Here is a 16,290-nt window from a genome sequence, read left to right as displayed (position 1 = left end):
GCTTCCTGACATGACGGGTTCAGTCGGGCCGAAGTCCGGCGAGAAGGCTGTCGAAGGCGGGTTGGCCGCGGGCGGCGTCCGCGACGATCCGGCCGCCCGAAAGCGCGACGATCCGGTGCGCGAGCGCCGCCTCGCGGCGGATATGCGTGGCGATGAGAAGCGTCCGCCCCTTCGCCGCCCGGTCGAGGCGGCCGAGCACCCGGGCGGCGGTCGCGGCGTCGAGCCCGTCCGTCGGCTCGTCGAGCAGCCAGAGCGGGCGGTCGTGGAGGAGCGCGCGGGCGAGCGCGAGCCGCCGCCCCTGCCCGCCGGAGAGGCCGAGCCCGCCCTCCCCGAGTTCCGTTCCGAGCCCCTCGGCGAGGCCCGCGACGAAGGATCCGAGCCCGGCGGCGTCGAGCGCGCCGAGAAGCCGGGCATCCGAGGCGCCGGGAGCGGCGAGCGCCAGATTGCCGCGCAGGCTGTCGCGGAAGAGTTCGGTCCGCTGGCCGAGCGGCGTGGCGGGCAGCGCGGCGGCGGCGCCGCCTTCGGGTGCGAGCGCGCCGGACAGGAGCGCGATCAGCGTGGATTTCCCCGCCCCGGAGGCGCCGACCACCGCGACCCGCTCGCCCTCCGCGATGCTCAGGTCAATGCCGTCGAGCACGGGCGCCGCCGCGCCTGGATGTCTCACTGCGACACCGCGAAGCGCCACCGCGAGGCCCGGCCCGGGCGTGGCCGGCGCCGGAACGGGCGCGCGGGGCGCGAGCCCCGGCCCGAGGCGTTGGGCGGCGAGGCGCGCGCGGGCGAGGTCGCCGCCCGCGCGGCGCAGCGCGGCGAAGGGTTCGGTCGCGGCGAAGACGCCGAGCAGCCCGAGCGCCGCCACCGGCGCGCCGATCGCCCCCCGCTCCGCCAGCGCCGCGACGATGAGAAGCGTGCCCGCGAGCAGGCCCGCCTGGCCGAGCGCGAGACCCGCGCCGGTCCGCCGCTCCAGCCGGTCGAGCGCCGCGTCGGTCCGCGCGAGCCGCGCATCCGCCGCCGCGAGCCGCGCCCGCGCGGCGCCGAGCCGGCCCGCCATCAGCAGGTCGGTCTGGCCATGGGCGAGATCCGCCGCCCCGGCGCGCAGCGTTTCCAGCAGCCGCGCCCGGTCCCGCGCCGGCCGCCGCCCGCGGACGAGCGCCAGCGCCGGAAACCCGAGCCCCAGCCCGAGCAGCGCCAGCGCCACCGCCACGCCCGCCCGAGCATCCATCAGCCCCAGGCCGAGCCCGACCGCGCCCGCGGCGCAGCCGAGCGCCGCGGCCGGGACGATCCCGCGCAAATAGACCGCGTCGAGCGCGTCCACGTCGAGCGTGAGCCGGAAGAGCCGCCGGCTCGGCCCCCGGACCAGGTCCGGCGCCGCGTCGCCCCGGACCATCCCCCGGAACAGCCGCTCGCGCAGCGCCGCGAGGCTCGCGAGCGCCGCGTCATGCGTCGTCAGCCGCTCGCCGTAGCGCGCGCCGGTCCGAAGGATCGCGAGCAGCCGGATCGCCGCCGCCGGCGCGAAGACGTCGAAGGCGAGCGCGGTCGCGACGCTCGCCCCGGCGAGGCCCGTCGCGGTGATGAACCAGCCCGAGAGACCGATGAGCCCGACGCCCGCGAGCAGCGTCGCCGCCGCGAGCAGGAGTCCGAGCGCGAGCCGGCCGCGGGTGCCGCGCGAAAGCGGGAGAAGGACGCGGATCACGCGGCGGCCTCCAGCCCGGGGGCCGCCAGCGCGAGGTGCCGGTCGAGCCGGGCCGCGAGCAGCGGATCATGGGTCGCGACGATCAGCGTGCGCCCCCGCGCGAGCGCGAGCAGGAGTTCCGTCACCTCGGCGGCGGTCTCCGCGTCGAGATGCGCGGTCGGCTCGTCGGCGAGGATCAGCCGCGCGCCGGGCGTCGCCGCGGCGCGCGCGATCGTGAGGCGCAGCGCCTCCCCGCCCGAGAGCCCGTACCCGCCCTCGCCGATCAGCGCGCGGCCGCGCGCCGCCGCCACCCCGTCGAGCCGGGCGAAGCGCAGCGCCTCGGCCACCTCCCCGGGTCCGATCGACCGCCCGAGCGTGACGTTGCGCGCGAGCGTGCCCGGAAAGATCCGGGCCGACTGGCCGATCCAGGCCATGCCCGCGCGCAACTCCGCCGCGCTTTCCGCGTCGAGGCGCCGCCCGCCGATCCGGATCTCGCCGGCCTCCGGCGTCGCGAGCCCCGCGACGAGCGCGAGCAGCGTGGACTTTCCCGCGCCGCTCGGCCCGGTGACGGCGAGGGACTCGCCCGGCGCCAGATCGAACGCGACCCCGTCGAGCGCCGCCTCCGCGCGGCCGGCATGGCGGAAGCACAGCCCGGAAACCGCGACGGCGGGCGTGCCTGCGAAGGGGGCTTCCGCCGCCTCTCCCGCGCCGGGCAGGACCGCGGCCCCCTGGCCGAGCGCGTCGAGCGCGGCCAGCGCCGCCTCGCCCGAGGCGCGGTCGTGCCAGACGGCGGAAAGCTCGCGCAGGGGTTCGAAGAAGGCGGGGGCGAGCAGGAGCAGGAAGACCCCCTGCCCGAGCGTCAGCTTCGCGCCCCAGGCGCCGAAGCCGATCTGGCCGAGCAGGTGGAAGCCGACGAAGACCGCGACCATCGCGACGCCGAGCGCGGCGAAGAGTTCCAGCACGGCGGAGGAGAGGAAGGCGATCCGGAGCACCGCCATCGTGCCCGCTCGGAACCGCTCCGCCTCGGCGCGGAGCCGCCTCGCCGCGAGATTGGCCGCGCCGAGCGCCCGGATCGTCGCGATCCCGCGCAGCCGGTCGAGCAGCGCCGCGTTCATGTCGGCGACATGCCCCAGCCGCTCCGCGCTCGCCGCCTGGGCGCGCCAGCCGACGAGCGCCATGAAGACCGGAACGAGCGGCGCCGCGATCAGGAGCAGGAGCGCGACGAGCCAGGAGAGCGGCAGGACCGCGAGAAGGATGCCGAGCGGGACGACCACCGCGCGCAGCCGGGCGGGCCGGAACCGTGCCAGAGAGGGCGTGACCGCCTCGGCCTCCTCCGCGACCACGCTCGCGACCCGCCCCGAAGGCGCGCGCGCGCGATCGAGGGGCGAGCCCGCCGCGACCCGCGCCAGCGCCGCGGCCCGGGCCGCCGAGAGCCGGGACCGCGCGGCAACGAAGGCGAGCCACCCGCCCGCGGTTTCGAGAAGCGCGCGGAGCGCGGCGAGCGCGACGAGCCCGGCCGCGGGAAGGAGCACACCGGCGACGCCCCCGCCGCCTGCGATGCGCCCGAGCGCGAGGGCGATCAGCGCCGCCTGCGGGATCCAGAGGAGCGGCGCGACGGCGAGGAGCGCCGAGGCGCGCGCGAGCCGGCCATCCGTCCTCGCGTCCCGCTCCATCGCCTCAGGCCCCCTCATCCGTCCTGCGCGGCCAGCGCGTCAGCCGGTCCTTCGCCTCCAGCAGCCGCGTGACCTTCGCGCCCAGCGCGAGCAGCGTCGCGAGGCGGTCGCTGTCGAGGGTCTTCACATCGTCGTACCAGGTCACCAGCTGCTCGATCAGCCCGTGCATCTCCGCCATCCGCGCCTGGGCGTGACGCTCCGCCTCGTCGCCGGCCTCCACCAGGATCAGGTCGCGCAGGACCGAGAGGGTGGGATCGATCTCCCGCTTCTTCCGCTCCTCGGCCAGGGTGCGCAGTATCGCCCAGACATCGGACGGGGTCGTGAAGAAATCACGACGGTCTCCGGGCTTGTGGCGGAGCAGAACCAGGTTCCAGGTCTGCAGTTCACGCAGGCTCATGGAGACATTGGAGCGCGAGATGCCGAGCATTTCAACGATTTCCTCGGCGCAGAGCGCATCCTCCGACACGTAGAGCAGCGCGTAGATCTGCCCCACCGTCCGGTTGATGCCCCAGCGGCTGCCCATTTCGCCGAAATGGAGCACGAAGGACTGGACGAGCGGCGAAAGGTTCATGACATACCGTCATTTCAGAAATTTCCGAAATGACTAGCACGCCAGATCCCGCGCGCGCAATCCTGCCCGCCCGCGGGACAGCCCCGCGGCCCGCGCATGGCCGGTCACGGCGGGCGTGACGGCCAGAATATGCATAGACATAATGGCGCAAAGCCGGAGGCGCGGATCGCGCGCCCCCGGCTTATGCATATGCTTGTTGGCCCGAAGCGGGCGTGCGACGGGCCGGCTCAGCCCATCCGCTCGGAGGCGTAGCTGCCGGGGCTCGCCGGGAAGACCACGGTCCGGTTGCCGTTCATGAAGGCCCGGCGGTGGATATAGGCGTGGATCGCGCGCGCCAGAACCTGCGCCTCGACGTCGCGGCCGAGGCTCACGTAATCCTCCGCCGACTGCGCGTGCGTCACCCGCGCCACGTCCTGCTCGATGATCGGCCCCTCGTCGAGATCGGCGGTCACGAAATGCGCCGTGGCGCCGATCAGCTTCACGCCGCGCTCATGCGCCTGCTTGTAGGGGTTCGCGCCCTTGAAGGAGGGCAGGAAGGAGTGGTGGATGTTGATGATCCGCCCGGACATCTTCTGGCAGAGCGAATCCGACAGCACCTGCATGTAGCGCGCGAGCACGATGAGCTCCGCCCCGCTTTCCTCGACCAGCGCCATCAGCCGCGCCTCGGCCTCGGGCTTGTTCTCCTTCGTCACCCGCACGTGGTGGAACGGGATGTCGTGGTTCACCACCACCTTCTGGTAGTCGAAATGGTTCGAGACCACGCCGACGATGTCGATCGGCAGCGCGCCGATGCGGGAGCGGTAGAGCAGGTCGTTGAGACAGTGGCCGAAGCGCGAGACCATCAGCATCACCTTCACCCGCTCGGCCGCGTCATGGACGGCCACGTCCATGTCGAAACCCTCGGCGATGGGCGCCAGCGCCGCCGCGACCGCCTCGCGGGACGCGCCGTTCTCGGAGACGACGCTGACCCGCATGAAGAAGCGGCCGTTGTCGAGATCGTTGAACTGCGAACTGTCGACGATGTTGCAGCCCTGCTCGGCGAGCGCGCCCGAGACCGCCGCGACGATGCCGCGCCGCGACGGGCAGGCGACCGTGATGATGAACTCTTCCATGACTTTCCTCCTTCGCCGCCGATCGGGACGCGCGCCCGTGCTGCCTCGCGGAAAACGGCCGCGCCGGCTGTTCCAATCCCGACGCTTCGGCGCGCGAATCTCCCGCCCCGGGCCTCAGAGGTCGAGAATCTCCGCGTTCACCGCGCGGATGTCGCGCCGGCCGCAGAGCGCCATAGAGATGTCGAGCTCGTTCCGGATGATCTCGAGCGCGCGCGTCACCCCGGCCCGGCCGCCCGCGCCGAGCCCGTAGAGGAAGGGCCGGCCGATCCAGACCCCCTTCGCGCCCAGCGCCACCGCCCTCAGCACGTCCTGGCCGGAGCGCACGCCCCCGTCCATGTGCACCTCCATCGCGCCGTCCACCGCGGCGACGATCCCGGGCAGGGCCGAGATCGCCGAGCGCGCGCCGTCGAGCTGCCGCCCGCCGTGGTTCGAGACGATGAGCGCGTCCGCGCCGGAATCGAGCGCCATGCGCGCGTCCTCGGGGTCGAGGATCCCCTTCAGGATCAGCTTCCCGCCCCATTTCTCCTTGATCCAGGCCACGTCGTCCCAGGAAAGCCGGGGATCGAACTGCTCCGCCGTCCAGGAGGAGAGCGAGGAGAGATCGGCCACGTCCTTCGCATGGCCGACGATGTTGCCGAAGCCCCGCCGCCGCGTGCCGAGCATCCCGGCGCACCAGCGCGGCCGGGTCGCCATCTGCCAGAGGTGGCGGGGCGTGAATTTCGGCGGGGCGGAAAGGCCGTTGCGGATGTCCTTGTGCCGCTGGCCGAGGATCTGCAGGTCGAGCGTCAGCACCAGCGCCGAGCAGCCGGCGGCCTTCGCCCGCCGGATCAGCCGCTCGATGAAATCGCGGTCGCGCATCACGTAGAGCTGGAACCAGAAGGGCTTGCGCGTATGCGCCGCCACGTCCTCGATCGAGCAGATCGACATGGTGGAGAGGCAGAAGGGCACGCCGAAGGCCTCGGCCGCCTGGGCGGCGAGGATCTCGCCATCGGCGTGCTGCATGCCGGTGAGCCCGGTCGGGGCGAGGGCGACGGGCATGGCGACCGGCTCGCCCGCCATCTCGCTCGCGAGGCTCCGGTCGGTCATGTCGACGAGCACGCGCTGGCGCAGCCGGATCTTCGCGAAATCGGCCTCGTTCGCGCGATAGGTCGCCTCGGTATAGGCGCCGGAATCGGCGTAGTCGAAGAACATCCTCGGCACCCGCCGGCGCGCGCGGCGCTTCAGGTCCCCGATCGTCAGCGCGGTCTCGAGCATCGAACCCTTCCCTCCGTTCCGGCGCCGGATCTAGTCCCGGGCGTCCCGAAAGGCCAGCGGCACGGCCCGCCGCGCAGGCGGCCCTTGCGAGGCTTCCGCCTCTTCGGCCAGAAATACGGCAGCGGGACCGCGCGAAAGGGAGAGAGATGAAGCCGCCCCGACCGAGCCGCCTGCTCCCGGCCGCCGCCGTCCTCGCCGCGCTCCTGCTCGCAGGCTATCTCGCCTGGACGCGGCTCGGCGGCGATACCCCGCCGGCGGGGTTCGCGCGCGGCAACGGCCGGATCGAGGCGGTCGAGATCGACATCTCGACCAAGGTGGCCGGGCGGCTCGCCGAGATCCTGGCGGACGAGGGCGATTTCGTCACCCGGGGCCAGGAACTCGCGCGCATGGACACGGTCCAGCTCGAGGCGAAGGCGCGTCAGGCGGAGGCGGAGCTCGAACGCGCGCGGATCGGCGTCGAGACCGCGCGCAGCCTCGTCACCCAGCGCGAGGCCGAGCACCGCGCCGCGCAGGCGGTGATCGAGCAGCGCCGCGCCGAGAGCGACGCGGCCCAGAGCCAGCTTGCCCGGTCCGAGCCGCTGGCCCGGTCGAACACGGTGCCGCAATCGACCCTCGACAACGACCGCGCCGCCGCGCGCTCCGCCCAGGCGGCGGTCGCCGCGGCCGAGGCGCAGCTCGCCGCCGCCGAAGCGGCGATCAACGCGGCGAAGGCGACGGTGGTGGACGCCGGGGCCGCCATCACCGCCGCGGAGGCGGCGATCGAGGCGGTGCGCGCCGATATCGACGATTCGACGCTGCGCGCGCCGCGCGACGGCCGGGTGCAGTACCGCGTCGCCGAGCCGGGCGAGGTGCTGGCGGCGGGCGGGCGCGTCCTCAACATGGTCGATCTCGGCGATGTCTACATGACCTTCTTCCTGCCGACCGCCGAGGCGGGCCGCGTCGCGATCGGGACCGAGGTCCGGCTCGTGCTCGACGCCGCGCCGGATCGCGTGGTGCCCGCGAGGATCAGCTTCGTCGCCGACGTCGCGCAGTTCACGCCCAAGACGGTCGAGACCGAGGAGGAGCGCCAGAAGCTCATGTTCCGCGTGCGCGCGCGACTGCCGCGCGAACTGCTGCGCAAGTACATGCGCTACGTGAAGACCGGCCTGCCCGGCGTCGCCTATGTCCGCCTCGATCCGGAGGCGGAATGGCCGGACTTCCTCGCGCGGAACCTCGTCGAATGACCCCTCCCGTCGCCCGGCTGGAGGAGGTCGCGCTGTCCTTCGGCGCGACGCGGGCGCTCGACGGGGTGACGCTCGACATTCCGCCCGGGCGGGTCGTCGGCCTGATCGGTCCCGACGGCGTGGGGAAGTCGACGCTGCTCTCCCTCGTCGCGGGGGCGCGGCGGGTCGCGGCGGGACGCGTCGAAGTGCTCGGCGGCGACATCGGCGCGGACGCCCATCTCGCGCGGGTCCGGCCCCGGATCGCCTACATGCCGCAGGGGCTCGGGCGCAATCTCTACCCGACGCTCTCGGTCGCGGAGAACTGCGACTTCTTCGGCCGGCTGTTCGGCCAGGACGGGCCGGAGCGGCGGGCGCGGATCGCGCGGCTTCTCGCCGGCACCGGGCTCGCGCCCTTCGCGGACCGCCCGGCGGGCAAGCTCTCGGGCGGCATGAAGCAGAAGCTCGGCCTCTGCTGCGCGCTCATCCACGATCCCGACCTGCTGATCCTCGACGAGCCGACGACGGGCGTCGATCCGCTGTCGCGCCGCCAGTTCTGGGAACTCGTCGGCGGCATCCGGGCGCGCCGGCCGGGGATGAGCGTGATCGTCGCCACCGCCTACATGGAGGAAGCGGCGGGATTCGACTGGCTCGTCGCGATGGAGGCGGGCCGGATCCTCGCGACCGGGACGCCGGGCGAGCTGATGGCGCGCGCGGGGACGGACGATCTCGACGCCGCCTTCGTCGCGCTCCTGCCGGAGGTGCGGCGGCGCGGCTATGCCCCGCCGCGCTTCGCGCCGCCGCCCGCCCGGCCGGACGAGGCGCCGGTGATCGAGGCGGAGGGGCTCACGATGCGCTTCGGCGGCTTCACCGCCGTCGACCACGTGAGCTTCCGGATCCGCCGGGGCGAGATCTTCGGCTTCCTCGGCTCCAACGGGTCGGGCAAGACGACGACGATGAAGATGCTGACCGGCCTCCTGCCCGCGAGCGAGGGCGAGGCGAAGCTTCTCGGTGCCCGGGTCGATCCGCGCGACATCGAGACGCGCCGGCGCGTCGGCTACATGAGCCAGGCCTTCTCGCTCTACGCCGAGCTCACCGTGCGCGGCAATCTGGAGCTGCACGCGCATCTCTTCGACCTGCCGCGCGCCGGGATCCCGGGGCGGATCGCGGAGATGGTGGACCGTTTCGACCTCGGCGCCGTGCTCGACGCGCTGCCCGAGGCGCTGCCGCTCGGCGCGCGGCAGCGGCTGAGCCTCGCCGTGGCGCTCATCCACGCGCCCGACATCCTGATCCTCGACGAGCCGACCTCGGGCGTCGATCCGGTGGCGCGGGCGGGGTTCTGGCGGACGCTGGGCGAGCTTTCGCGCCGCGACGGGGTGACGATCTTCGTCTCGACCCATTTCATGAACGAGGCCGCGCTCTGTGACCGGATCTCGCTCATGCACGCGGGCCGGGTGCTGGCGAGCGACACGCCCGGCGCGATCATGGCCGCGAAGGGCGCGGCGAGTCTCGAGGAGGCGTTCATCGCCTTTCTCGAGGCGGCGACGGGGCCGGAGGCGTCCGCTCCGCCCCCGGTGACGGAGGCTCCGGCGGAAGCGGAGACCCGGCGGCGGCGGGCCTTCGATCCGCGCCGGATGCTCGCCTACAGCCGGCTCGAGGCGCTGGAGCTGCGGCGCGACCCGATCCGCGCGGCGCTCGCCTTCGCCGGCAGCCTGATCCTGATGTTCGTGATCGGCTACGGCATCAATCTCGACGTGCGAAACCTCGGCTTCGCCGTGCTCGACCGCGACGCCACCGCGACGAGCCGCGACTATGTGAGCGACATCGCGGGCTCGCGCTATTTCTCCGAACAGCCGCCGATCACGAGCTACGACGATCTCGACCGGCGGATGCGGGCGGGCGAAATCAGCCTCGCGCTCGAGATCCCGCCGGGATTCGCGCGCGACGTCGCGCGGGGAACGCCGGTCGAGGTCGCGGCCTGGATCGACGGGGCGATGCCGACGCGCGCCGAGACGATCCGGGGCTACGCGCGGGGCATGCACGCCGACTGGCTGGCGCGCAAGGCGCGCGAGAACCACGCGGCGGCGGCGGGGGCCGCCTTCGACCTCGCCCCGCGCTACCGCTACAACCCCGGCGTCGAGAGCCTCGTCGCGATGGTGCCCGCGGTGATCCCGATGCTGCTCCTGATGATCCCGGCGATGCTCGCCACGCTCTCGATCGTGCGCGAGAAGGAGCTGGGCTCGATCGTGAACTTCCACGTCACCCCGGTCACGCGGCTCGAATTCCTGCTCGGCAAGCAGCTGCCCTATGTCGCGATCGCGATGCTGAACTTCCTGATGCTGGCGGGGTTCGCGGTCTTCTTCTTCCGCGTGCCGCTGACGGGCAGCTTTCCCGCGCTCACGCTCGCCGCGCTGATCTACGCCTTCGCCGCGACCGGGATCGGCCTCGTGATCTCGACCTTCATGTCGAGCCAGATCGCGGCGATCTTCGCCACGGCGCTGGCCACGATCATCCCGACGATCCAGTTCTCGGGCCTGCTCACGCCCGTTTCCTCGCTCGACGGCGGCGGCGCGGTCTTCGGCGCGCTGTTCCCGGCGAGCCATTTCGTCACCATCGCGCGCGGCATCTTCTCGAAGGGCCTCGCCATCGGCCCGCTCGCGCCCGATTTCCTCGCGCTCGCCGCCGCCGCGCCGGTCCTGCTCGGCCTCGCGGCGGCCTTCCTCGGCAAGCGGGCGCGCTGAGATGCGGGTCTCGAACATCCTCCGACTCGGCGTGAAGGAGATGCGCGGCCTCGCGCGCGATCCGGCGATGATGATCCTCATCGTCTTCTCCTTCACGATCCAGGTCTATTCCTTCTCGCGCGCGATGCCCGAGACGCTGAGCCGGGCCGCGATCGCCATCGTCGACGAGGACCGCTCCCCCCTCTCGGCGCGGATCGCGGGCGCCTTCTACCCGCCCTATTTCAGCGAACCGCACATGGTCGACGTGTCGGAGATGGACGCGCGGCTCGATCGCGGGCTCGACACCTTCGCCCTCGTCATCCCGCCCGGTTTCGAGGCCGACGTGGTGGGCGGGCGCGTGCCCCGGATCCAGCTCAACATCGACGCGACGCGGATGACGCAGGCCTTCAGCGGCGGCAACTACGTCCAGAGCATCGTCGCCGGGGAGGTGGCGGCATTCCTCGCCCGCCATCGCGCGGACACGGAGGCTCCGGTCGCGCTCTCGCCCCGGATCCGCTTCAACCAGACGCTGAGCCAGCGGAATTTCGGCGCGGTCACCAGCCTGATCAACGCGATCACGATGCTCGCGATCATCCTGACCGGCGCCGCGCTGATCCGCGAGCGCGAGCACGGCACGATCGAGCATCTGCTGGTGATGCCGGTGCGCCCGGCCGAGATCATGCTGGGCAAGGTCTGGTCGATGGGGCTCGTCGTGCTCTGCGCCACGGTGCTCTCGCTCGTCCTCGTCGTGCGCGGCTGGCTCGGCGTGCCGCTCGGGGGCTCGCTCGCGCTCTTCCTGCTCGCGACCGCGCTGCAGCTCTTCGCGACCACCTGCCTCGGCATCTTCCTCGCGACGCTCGCCGGCGCGATGCCGCAGTTCGGGCTCCTGATGATGCTGGTGCTGATCCCGCTCCAGATGCTCTCGGGCGCGGTCACCCCGCGCGAGAGCATGCCGGAGGTGCTCCAGACGCTGATGCTCGCCGCGCCGAACACGCATTTCGTGATGCTCGCCCAGGCGATCCTGTTCCGGAGCGCCGGGCTCGGGGTGATCTGGCCCCAGCTTCTCGCGCTGATCGGGATCGGCGGGATCTGCTTCGCGCTCGCGCTCTGGCGCTTCCGCCGCTTCCTGCGCTAGCCGGGGATCAGTTCGAACCGCGCGACGTCCACCATGCCCCGGTCGGTGATCTTCAGCGCCGGAATGACCGGGAGCGCGAGGAAGGCGAGCTGCAGGAACGGCTCCTCCAGCGTGACGCCGAGGCTTTTCGCCGCGGCGCGGAGTTCGACCAGCGTGTCGCGCACCACCTCGAAGGGTTCGAGGCTCATCAGCCCCGCGACCGGCAGCGGCAGTTCGGCGAGGATCACGCCGTCGCGGGCGACGACGAAGCCGCCCTCGATCTCCGCGAGCCGGTTCGCCGCCAGCGCCATGTCCGCGTAATCGGCGCCGATCACGGCGATGTTGTGGTGGTCGTGGCAGACGGTCGAGGCGATCGCGCCCTCCCGCAGCCCGAAGCCCTTCACGAAGCCGGTGGCGCGGTTGTCGTTCATCCCGTGCCGCTCCACCACCGCGACGCGGATCAGGTCGCGCGCGGGGTCGGGCCGCTTGTCGTTGTCCGCGATCGGGATCGTCTCGCGCAGATGCTCGGTGATGATCTTGCCCTCGATCACCCCGATCACGTCGGTCTCCTCGCGGTTGGCGGCGGAGCGGAAATCCTCCGGGGCGAGGCGCCGGGCCTTGACCGAATGCCGGCCGACGGGCGCGACCGATCCCCGCGCGGCGAAGGCCTCCGCCGTCACCCGGCGCCCGGCGCAGAGCACGATCTGCGCGTCGCAGGCCTCGAGCGTCCGCACCCCCACGATATCCGCCCGCCGCCCCGGCGCGATCAGCCCGCGGTCGCGCAGCCCGAAGGCCTCGGCGCCCGAGAGCGAGGCGGCGCGATAGGCGGCGAGCGGCGAGGCGCCGCGTTCGATCAGCCGGCGGATCATGTAGTCGAGATGCCCCTGCTCGGCGATGTCGAGCGGGTTGCGGTCATCGGTGCAGAGGCAGAGATAGGCGGAGGTCGCGTCGTTCAGGATCGGCGCCAGCGCCTCCAGATCCTTCGAGACCGAGCCCTCGCGGATCAGCACGCGCATGCCCTTCCGGAGCTTCTCCAGCGCCTCCTCCGGCGTCGTCGCCTCGTGCTCGGTCCGGATTCCGGCGGCGACATAGGCGTTGAGATCGCGCCCCGAGAGCCGGGGACAATGGCCGTCGACATGGCCACCCTCGAAGAGCCGGAGCTTCGCCATCGCGCGCGGATCGCGGTGGATCACGCCGGGATAGTTCATGAATTCCGCGAGGCCGATGCCGGAAGGATGGTTCATCACCGCCGCGAGATCCCCAGCCTCGATCCGCGCGCCGGAGGTTTCCATGTCGGTCGCGGGCACGCAGGAGGAAAGCTGCACGCGCAGGTCAAGGAGCGTATGCGCGCTCGCCTCCTGGAAGTAGCGGATGCCGTCGAGCCCGATCACGTTGGCGATCTCGTGCGGGTCGCAGATCGCCGTGGTGACGCCCCTCGGCGTCACGCAGCGGTCGAATTCGAACGGGGTGACGAGCGAGCTCTCGACATGGAGATGCGTGTCGATGAAGCCCGGCACCAGCGTGAGGCCCGCGACGTCGATCACCTCGCGCCCCTCGTAATGGGCCTCGACGCCGACGATGGTGTCGCCGCAGATCGCCACGTCGCCCTCGGTCAGCGCGCCGGTGACGAGATCGAAGACCCGGCCGCCGCGCAGCACGAGATCGGCGGGCACGTCGCCCCGCCCCTGCGCGATCCGGGCTTCGAGCCGCCCCGTCCCGGTCTGATCCTGTTCCAATTCGCTCTCTCCCCCCGCGGATTGCCGGCGCGGTGGCAGCATAGGCGCGCCCGTCCGCCGGTGCCACCATCCCGCGCCCGCGGCGCGATCGGGGCGGAAAGGCGGGCGCGCGGGTGCGAGAGCAGGTGACAGCGGGCCGGAACCCCGCGATCATCGCCCCCGTCCGCGCCCGAGCGCGCCCCACGGAGTAGCCGATGCCGCCCGAGATCCTGACGCTTGATTCGCTCCGCGCCGCCTACGCGGGCGGCCTCACGCCCCGCGCGCTGGCGGAGGAGGTGATCCGCCGCCGCGAGGCCTGGCCCGATCCGGCCGTCTTCATCGCGCCGACCCCGGCCGAGGCGCTGATCGCCGAGGCCGAGGCGCTCGTCGCCCGCGCGCCGGAACCCAATTCCCTGCCGCTCTGGGGCATGCCCTTCGCGGTCAAGGACAATATCGACGCGACGCCGCTTCCCACCACCGCCGCCTGCCCCGCCTTCGCCTATCTCCCCGAGGCGGACGCGGCGGCGGTCGCGAAGCTGCGCGCCGCGGGCGCGCTCATGATCGGCAAGACCAATCTCGACCAGTTCGCGACCGGGCTGAACGGCACCCGCTCGCCCTATGGCGCGCCGCGCTGCGTCTTCGACGCCGACTACGTCTCCGGCGGCTCCTCCTCGGGTTCCGCCGTCGCGGTCGCGGCCGGGATCTGCGCCTTCGCGCTCGGCACCGACACCGCCGGCTCGGGCCGCGTGCCGGCGATGTTCAACAACATCGTCGGCGTGAAGCCGACGCCGGGCCTCGTCTCGAACGCCGGCCTCGTGCCCGCCTGCCGCTCGATCGACGTGATCACCGTCTTCGCGCCCACGGTCGGAGACGCGGTCGAGGTGCGGCGGCTGATGGAGGGCTACGACCTCGCCGATCCGTTCTCCCGCCCCGCGAGGCCCGCGGGCATTCCGCCGGCGCCCCGGATCGGCGTGCTCGCAGGCGCCGAGCGCGAGTTCTTTGGCGACGCGGAGAAGGAGGCGCTCTACGACGCGGCGATCGCGCGGGCCGAGGCGCTGGGCGCGACCATCGTCCCCTTCGACTACGCGCCCTTCCGCGCCGCGGCGGCGCTGCTCTACGACGGCCCCTTCGTCGCCGAGCGGCTGGCGGCGGTCGAGGATTTCCTCGCGACCAACGCGGCGGATTTCGACCCGACGGTGCGCGCGATCATCGAGGGCGCCAGGGACAGGACGGCGGTCGAGGCGTTCCGGGGCCGCTACGCGCTCGAGAGCTACATCCAGGCGGTCCAGCCGGTCTGGGACGCGGTCGACATGCTGATGCTGCCGACTTCGCCCACCACCGCGACGGTCGCGGCGATGCTGGCCGATCCGGTGGGGGAGAATTCGAAATTCGGCCGCTACACCAATTTCGCGAACCTGATGGGCCTCGCCGCGATCGCGGTACCCGGCGGCTTCGGCCCCTCCGGCCTGCCCGCGGGCGTGACGCTGGTCGGCCCCGCCTTCACCGACGACGCGCTCGCGCCCTTCGCCGCGGCGATGCACCACGCGGCGGCTTCGGGGCTCGGGCGCGACCGCGCGGCGCCGGTGCCGCCGCCGCCCGCGCCCTTCGTGCCGGGGGGCTGGATCACGCTCGCGGTCGTCGGCGCGCATCTCTCCGGCATGCCGCTCAACACCGAACTGACCGCGCCGGGCGGCGTCCTCGTCGGCGCGGCCACGACCGCGCCGGGCTACCGGCTCTACGCGCTCGCGGGCACCGTGCCGCCCAAGCCCGGCCTCGCCCACGCGCCGGGCTTCGAAGGCCCCGGCATCGCGGTCGAGCTCTGGGCGCTGCCGCCGGCGGCCTTCGGCGCCTTCGTCGCGGCGATCCCCGCGCCGCTCGGCATCGGCAAGGTGCTGCTCGCCGACGGCTCCGCCGTGCCGGGCTTCCTCTGCGAGGGCCACGCGCTCGACGGCGCCGAGGAGATCACCGGTTTCGGCGGCTGGCGCGCCTATCGCGCCGCGAGGGGCTGATCAGACGGCCAGGGACACCGGGTCGAGCCCGGGCAGGTCCGGCCCGACCGGCACGATTCCGGTCGGGTTCAGCGCCCGGATCGCGTAATAGCCGCGCTTGATGTGGTCGATGCTCACCGTCTCCCGGATCCCCGGCACCGCGAGCACGCGGGCGAGATAGGCGGAGAGGCCGGGATAGTCCGCGAGCCGGCGCAGGTTGCACTTGAAGAGCCCGTGATAGGCCGCGTCGAAACGGACCAGCGTCACGAAGAGCCGGATGTCGGCTTCGGTGAACCGCTCCCCGAAGAGGAAGGGGCCCGCGCCCGCGAGACGCTCCTCGAGCGCGTCGAGCATGACGAACACGCCCCGGAAGGCTTCCTCGTAGGCGATCTGCGTGGTCGCGAAGCCGGCGCGGTAGACGCCGTTGTTGAGCGCGGGATAGATCCGCGCGTTCAGCGCGTCGATCCCGGCGGCGAGATCGGCCGGATAGAGATCGATGTCGGAGCGCGCGAGATCGCCGAAGCCGGAATTCAGCATCCGCAGGATGTCGGCGGATTCGTTGTTCACGATCGTGCCGCGCAGCTTGTCCCAGAGCACCGGCACCGTGGCGCGGCCGGTATGGCGCGGGTCCGCGCGGGTGTAGATCTCGTGCAGCCAGGTCGCGCCGTTCACCGTGTCGCGGTCCGCGCCGGGATAGTCGCCGAAGCGCCAGCCCTGATCGCGCATCGCCGGCTCGACCACCGAGACGGAGATCGCCTCCCCGAGCCCCTTCAGCCGGCGCCCGATCAGCGTGCGCGAGGCCCAGGGGCAGATGAGCGCGACATAGAGATGATAGCGCCCGGCCTCGGCCCGGAACCCACCCTCGCCGGTCGGCCCGGCCGCGCCGTCGGGCGTGACCCAGTTCCGGAAGCCCGAGATCTGGCGCACGAAGCCGCCCTTCGCATCGACAGCCTGCACCGGCTGCCAGTTCTCCGTCCAGATGCCATCCACGAGCATGCCGCTCTCCCGTCGCTGGGGCGCGCCTCGCCGCGCCCGGATCCCGTTCCCGCCACCGACGTAGCCCCGGACGGCGCGGCCGACCAGCCGTCCGCGCGGGAGATCATTCTTTCCGGAACGGACCTAATCCGGGCCGCTTCGATCCCGCGGGCGGGATCCTGCCCGCCGGGGGAAGTGAGGGAAGTGGTAGCGCGCTACTACCCGCCCGGGGACGCGGGGCGCTACCTTGATATTGTGGCATCCATGGCTCCGCTGGGCTAGGATGCGTCGGCCGACCCA

At 72.8% G+C, this 16,290-nt stretch carries 11 protein-coding genes; 4 read left to right on the top strand and 7 right to left on the bottom strand.

Features of this window, described 5'->3' with window-relative positions; genetic code table 11:
- Window positions 1-19: 19 nt before the first annotated feature.
- The 5 genes from FJM51_RS13085 to FJM51_RS13065 form a co-directional block, all read right to left on the bottom strand.
- Complete coding sequence (locus FJM51_RS13085; RefSeq protein ID WP_140454592.1) at window positions 20-1,690, bottom strand: ATP-binding cassette domain-containing protein; 1,671 nt, start codon at window positions 1,688-1,690, stop codon at window positions 20-22.
- The gene (gene cydD, locus FJM51_RS13080; RefSeq protein ID WP_233713117.1) at window positions 1,687-3,342 is read right to left on the bottom strand and encodes a thiol reductant ABC exporter subunit CydD; all 1,656 of its coding nucleotides are present in this window, start codon (window positions 3,340-3,342) and stop codon (window positions 1,687-1,689) included. The genes FJM51_RS13085 and cydD overlap by 4 nt, the downstream gene beginning before the upstream one ends.
- 4 nt (window positions 3,343-3,346) lie before the next feature.
- A complete protein-coding gene (locus tag FJM51_RS13075) occupies window positions 3,347-3,913 on the bottom strand; it encodes a GbsR/MarR family transcriptional regulator (protein WP_140454590.1) in 567 nt (188 codons plus the stop codon).
- Between the two features lie 227 nt (window positions 3,914-4,140).
- Window positions 4,141-5,025, bottom strand: coding sequence for a formyltetrahydrofolate deformylase (gene purU, locus FJM51_RS13070; RefSeq protein WP_140454589.1), 885 nt, complete (start codon window positions 5,023-5,025; stop codon window positions 4,141-4,143).
- Window positions 5,026-5,139: 114 nt separating this feature from the next.
- Window positions 5,140-6,279: an alpha-hydroxy acid oxidase gene (locus FJM51_RS13065; protein ID WP_140454588.1), complete on the bottom strand. Its 1,140-nt coding sequence runs from the start codon at window positions 6,277-6,279 to the stop codon at window positions 5,140-5,142.
- 146 nt (window positions 6,280-6,425) lie between these two features.
- Here FJM51_RS13065 and FJM51_RS13060 point away from each other — a divergent pair, with 146 nt between their 5' ends.
- Genes FJM51_RS13060 through FJM51_RS13050 form a run of 3 tightly spaced genes read left to right on the top strand, consistent with a single transcriptional unit; the run spans window position 6,426 to window position 11,333 of the window.
- Window positions 6,426-7,502: an HlyD family secretion protein gene (locus tag FJM51_RS13060; RefSeq protein WP_140454587.1), complete on the top strand. Its 1,077-nt coding sequence runs from the start codon at window positions 6,426-6,428 to the stop codon at window positions 7,500-7,502.
- Window positions 7,499-10,219 carry a ribosome-associated ATPase/putative transporter RbbA gene (gene rbbA, locus FJM51_RS13055; protein ID WP_140454586.1) on the top strand — a complete coding sequence of 907 codons (2,721 nt, stop codon included), beginning with the start codon at window positions 7,499-7,501 and terminating at the stop codon, window positions 10,217-10,219. Before FJM51_RS13060 ends, rbbA begins: the two co-directional genes overlap by 4 nt.
- Window position 10,220: 1 nt before the next feature.
- A complete protein-coding gene (locus FJM51_RS13050) occupies window positions 10,221-11,333 on the top strand; it encodes an ABC transporter permease (RefSeq protein ID WP_140454585.1) in 1,113 nt (370 codons plus the stop codon).
- On the opposite strand, the gene ade is transcribed toward FJM51_RS13050, so the two are convergent.
- Window positions 11,330-13,048 carry an adenine deaminase gene (ade, locus tag FJM51_RS13045; RefSeq protein WP_233713116.1) on the bottom strand — a complete coding sequence of 573 codons (1,719 nt, stop codon included), beginning with the start codon at window positions 13,046-13,048 and terminating at the stop codon, window positions 11,330-11,332. The genes FJM51_RS13050 and ade overlap by 4 nt on opposite strands.
- A gap of 194 nt (window positions 13,049-13,242) precedes the next feature.
- On the opposite strand from ade, the gene atzF reads away from it, so the two are divergent.
- On the top strand, window positions 13,243-15,036 hold the full coding sequence (gene atzF, locus FJM51_RS13040; RefSeq protein WP_140454583.1) for an allophanate hydrolase: 1,794 nt from the start codon (window positions 13,243-13,245) through the stop codon (window positions 15,034-15,036).
- On the opposite strand, the gene FJM51_RS13035 is transcribed toward atzF, so the two are convergent.
- Window positions 15,037-16,011 (bottom strand): glutathione S-transferase family protein, encoded by a 975-nt coding sequence (locus FJM51_RS13035; RefSeq protein ID WP_140454582.1) that lies wholly within the window; start codon window positions 16,009-16,011, stop codon window positions 15,037-15,039.
- Window positions 16,012-16,290: the final 279 nt, after the last annotated feature.

Origin of the sequence: Amaricoccus solimangrovi, assembly GCF_006385685.1 — a bacterium.
Lineage (GTDB): Bacteria > Pseudomonadota > Alphaproteobacteria > Rhodobacterales > Rhodobacteraceae > Amaricoccus > Amaricoccus solimangrovi.
This window is presented reverse-complemented; position numbering and strand designations above follow the sequence as displayed.